Below are 4,079 nucleotides of genomic sequence, written 5' to 3' on the forward strand. Positions count from 1 at the left end.
CCGTGGCCGGGGCCACGGTCAGCCGGTCGGCGATCTCGGCGTTGGACAGCCCGGTGGTCATCAGCCGCAGTACCTCGGCCTCCCGCTCGGAGAGCCGGTCGCGCAGCGCCTGCGCCTGGCCGTCGCGCCCGGTGGCATACGCGGCGGCCAGGGCCCGCACCGCGGCCGGGAACAGGAGTGAGTCGCTGCGCGCCACGAGCCGCACAGCCTGCACCAGTTCGTCCGCGCGAGCCCGCTTGAGCAGAAAGCCGCTGGCGCCCGCGCGCAGCGCGTCGTACACATAGCTGTCGTTCTCGAAGGTCGTCACGACGATCACGCGCGGCGGCTCGGGCACGGTCGCCAGGATCCGCTCGGTGGCGCGGATGCCGTCGATCTCGGGCATCCGGACGTCCATCAGCACGACGTCCGGGCGCAGTTCATGGACCAGCGGGATGGCCTCGGCGCCGGTGCCCGCCTCGCCGACGACCTCCAGGTCCGGCTCGCTGGACAGAATCGCGCGCAGCGCGGTGCGCACCATCCGCTCGTCGTCGGCGAGCACGATACGCAGCGGGGTATCCGGTAGCGCGGCGTTCACCGGGCCGTCCCCAGGGGGATCCGGACCGTCAGCCGCCAGCCGTCCTCGGAGCCGTCCTCGGAGCCGTCCTCGGAGCCGCCCTCGGTCGGGCCCCAGGCACAGCTGCCGCGCAGCAGCGCCGTGCGCTCGGCGATCCCGCGCAGACCGCGGCCGCCGCCGGTGCGCCGCCGCCGGACGGCCCCGCTCACCCGCTCCACCGGGTTCTCCATCGTGATCTCCAACTCCCTGTCCTCTGTGGCGCATTCGGCGATCCGCAGCCTGACCGGCACCCGGCCCGCATGGCGCAGCGCGTTGCTGAGCCCTTCCTGCACGATGCGGTACGCCTCGCGGGACACGGCGGCAGGTAGCCGCTCGAGCGGGCCGGGGGCGGTCAGTACGACGGTGCCGCCCGCCGCCCGGGTCCGGGCCAGCAGCGCGTCCAGGTCGGCGAGGGTGGGGGCGGGCGCCGTACGGTCCCCGCCGTCCCCGTTCCCGCTTCCGTTCCCACCCTCGTCGTTCTCCCGCAGCAGGCCCAGCACGCTGTCGAGTTCCCCCACCGCATCGCGCGTGGTCTCCTCGATCGCGGCCAGCGCCTGCCGGGCGAACTCCGGGTCCGCGTCGAGGACCTTGCGCGCCGCGCCGGCCTGTAGGGTCACCGCGCTCAGCGCATGCCCGACGGAGTCGTGCAGCTCGCGCGCGAGGCGGTTGCGGGAGGCGAGGCGGGCGGCCCGCTCCTCGGCGGCGGCGAGCCGGTCGGCGGGCGTGGGCCCGAGCAGCGCGGGCGCACAGCGGGCCAGCAGCGCCCCCGCGCCGGCCGCCACCGCGGCCACGGCCGCCAGCAGCAGGATCCCGGCGGCGGGGGCGAGCGCGCGGGCGGAGTCGAAGGCGGTCGGCCAGACCAGGCCCCTGGCGTACGACTCGTCGGTGAACGGCAGCGCGACCAGCAGCGCCGCGGCGGGCGGCAGTGCGAGGGTGACCGCGCTGACCAGTCCGCCGAGCGCCAGGTGCAGCCCGAACCACAGGGCGGCGCGGCTGCGCGCGTCCCAGGAGGTGGCGGGGCCGGACGCGAGTTCGGCGGGCGCGGGGAGTCCGCACAGCGAGCGCGCGGCCGTGGCCTCCAGGGGGCGTACGAGCGGGAAGAGCGCGGTCAGTACGGCGGGCGGCAGGGCCAGGGCGTACGTGGCGAGCTGCCAGCCCAGCGAGTCGAGTGGCCGGGCGCCCGGGACGACCGCCACCAGGACGACGCCGGTCAGCAGGAAGTACGGCATCAACAGGGCCCCGCCGAGCACCAGATGCACCCAGCGCAGCCGGGCCCGCCGCCCCAGCGCCGTCCGGGCGTACCGCCGCCACCACACCACCGGCGTCATGCCTCCCGGCGCGCCGCGGCGCGTTCGCTGAAGAAGTAGGCGCCGGCCACCAGGACGAGCAACCCGACGATCATCTGAACAGCGTAGGTCACGTTCATCAGCCCGGTGGGCGCCCTGTCGCCGCCCTCCTCGGCGGTCAGCCCGGCCAGGGTGAGCCAGCCGCCCCAGCAGGCCAGCGCCCCCGACCCGACCCAGGCCAGGGCCAGCGGCAGGCTCAGCGGGACCCGGCGCCCGGCGCGGAAGGCGAGCATGAGCACGCCCGCGGCGGTGGCGAGCGCGAACAGCACATAGCCGGCCTCGACGATGTAGAAGTCGCTGCCCCGCTCCGCGGCCCTGGCCTCGCTCAGCCCGGCGGCCGAGCCGCCGGCCCACAGCAGATGCACCGCGGTGGGCGGCAGGACGAGCACGGAGGCGACCACGGCGGTCAGGCGCTGCGCCGGGCGGGTGGGGCCGTCGGCGGGCAGATCGGCGAGGCGGCCGCGCCACAGCCCGCCCCAGCGGTCGCGGGCGTACAGCACGAACAGGGCGCCCAGGGCCAGCCCTTGGACGATGAAGCCGCCGTAGACGACGCCGAAGACCCAGTCGGCCAGGAACGCGCCGTGCTCACCGCCCCGGCCACCGCCCTGGTCGGCGGTCTGCGGGAACCCGAGCGCCCCGGCCGCCAGTTGGGCCGGGAAGCCGGTCATGATCGGCGCGAGCAGGCCGCAGGCGCACCACACGGGCAGCGCCAGCAGCCAGGCCGGGACGCGTCTGCCCCAGGGGCGGGTGAGCAGCAGGGCGAGGACGACGACGGCGGCGTCCATGACGACCGACACGGCGTTGACGGCGATCATCGCGGTCCGCTCGCCCGGTTCGCGCAGCTCACTGCCCTCGGGGATGCCGAGGTGACTCCCCGCGATCCAGGCGGCCTTGAGACCGATGTAGGGGAGGCAGGCGGCGATGGCAATGGCGCGCAGGGCTTTTCTCATGCCCACCAGCCTTCCGGCGGGCCGCCGGCCACGCTTCCTCCCGCGCGACGATCCGCCTCCACCGCACGGGCTAGCCGGACCTCATCCCCGTACGGGCCCGTACGGGGGAGGGCTCAGAGGCGGCGGGTCGCGAGGGTGAGGCGGTCGCGGGCGTCGAAGAGCGCGTCCTTGATCATCTGCTCATGGGCGGGGGTGAGCCTGGCCACCGGCACCGAGCAGCTGATCGCGTCCCGCGAGGGCGTGCGGTAGGGGATCGCGATGCCGAAGCAGCGCAGCCCCAGCGTGTTCTCCTCGCGGTCCACCGCGTACCCCTGCTCGCGGATGAGGTGCAGCTCCTCGATGAGCTTTTCGCGGTCGGTGATGGTGTGCTCGGTGAGCGCGCCAAGGGTCTCCGGCAGCATCTTGCGCACCTGCTCGTCGGAGTAGGTGGCCAGCAGCGCCTTGCCCAGCGAGGTGGAGTGGGCGGGCAGCCGGCGGCCGACGCGGGTGAAGGGGCGCAGATAGTGCTGGGACTGGCGGGTGGCGAGGTAGACCACGTTGGTGCCGTCGAGGCGGGCGAGGTGGATGGTCTCGGTGGTGTCGTCCGAGAGCCGGTCCAGGGTCGGCCGGGCGGCGGCCACGACCTCGTCGCCGTCGATGTACGAGGTGCCGACCAGCAGGGCGCGTACGCCGATGCCGTAGCGGGTGCCGGTCGCGTCGGTCTCCACCCAGCCGAGCTCCACCAGGGTGCGCAGCAGCATGTAGAGGGAGGACTTGGGGTAGCCCACGGCTTCCTGGACGGCGGCCAGGCTGTGCATACCTGGTCGGCCGGCGAAGAATTCCAGCAGCTCGACCGTACGGACCGCCGACTTGACCTGGGCCCCACCCGTCTCGGCAGTTGACATCGCCTTGACCCCTTTGTTCGACCAGCCATAGAGTCCCGACAGAGTTCACTATCAGGGACAGCGTTCAGCATATCGAACAACAGCCGAGGTGCGGGACGCAAGCAGCGGCAACACAGCAGGAGGATTCCGCGGTGTCAGCACCAGTGTGGAGCGTCGACCCCCGAACCGGGAAGCAGCGGGAGCAGGTCGCGATCGAAGCCACCGCCGAGGAGATCGACCGCGTGGTGCGTGCGGCCCACGAGGCACGCGGCTCCCTGGCCGACCGTACGGTGCGCGCCGCCTTCCTGCGCACCGTACGGTCGGCCAG

Annotated in this window: 4 protein-coding genes and 1 pseudogene; 1 reads left to right on the top strand and 4 read right to left on the bottom strand. The window is 74.2% G+C overall.

The window, feature by feature from the left end:
* The 4 genes from CCN51_RS49545 to CCN51_RS49560 form a co-directional block, all read right to left on the bottom strand.
* On the bottom strand, positions 1-517 hold a 517-nt coding region (locus CCN51_RS49545), incomplete at its 3' end, for a response regulator transcription factor (protein WP_245881856.1).
* 53 nt (positions 518-570) lie between these two features.
* The gene (locus CCN51_RS49550) at positions 571-1,920 is read right to left on the bottom strand and encodes a sensor histidine kinase (RefSeq protein WP_086861121.1); all 1,350 of its coding nucleotides are present in this window, start codon (positions 1,918-1,920) and stop codon (positions 571-573) included.
* A complete protein-coding gene (locus tag CCN51_RS49555) occupies positions 1,917-2,888 on the bottom strand; it encodes a hypothetical protein (protein ID WP_014180691.1) in 972 nt (323 codons plus the stop codon). Before CCN51_RS49555 ends, CCN51_RS49550 begins: the two co-directional genes overlap by 4 nt.
* Positions 2,889-3,001: 113 nt before the next feature.
* Positions 3,002-3,772 carry an IclR family transcriptional regulator gene (locus CCN51_RS49560; RefSeq protein WP_014180692.1) on the bottom strand — a complete coding sequence of 257 codons (771 nt, stop codon included), beginning with the start codon at positions 3,770-3,772 and terminating at the stop codon, positions 3,002-3,004.
* 131 nt (positions 3,773-3,903) lie between these two features.
* On the opposite strand from CCN51_RS49560, the pseudogene CCN51_RS58795 reads away from it, so the two are divergent.
* Positions 3,904-4,079 (top strand): annotated as a pseudogene (locus tag CCN51_RS58795) (aldehyde dehydrogenase (NADP(+))); the annotation flags it as partial.

It is taken from the genome of Streptomyces milbemycinicus, assembly GCF_002154605.1.
Lineage (GTDB): Bacteria > Actinomycetota > Actinomycetes > Streptomycetales > Streptomycetaceae > Streptomyces > Streptomyces milbemycinicus.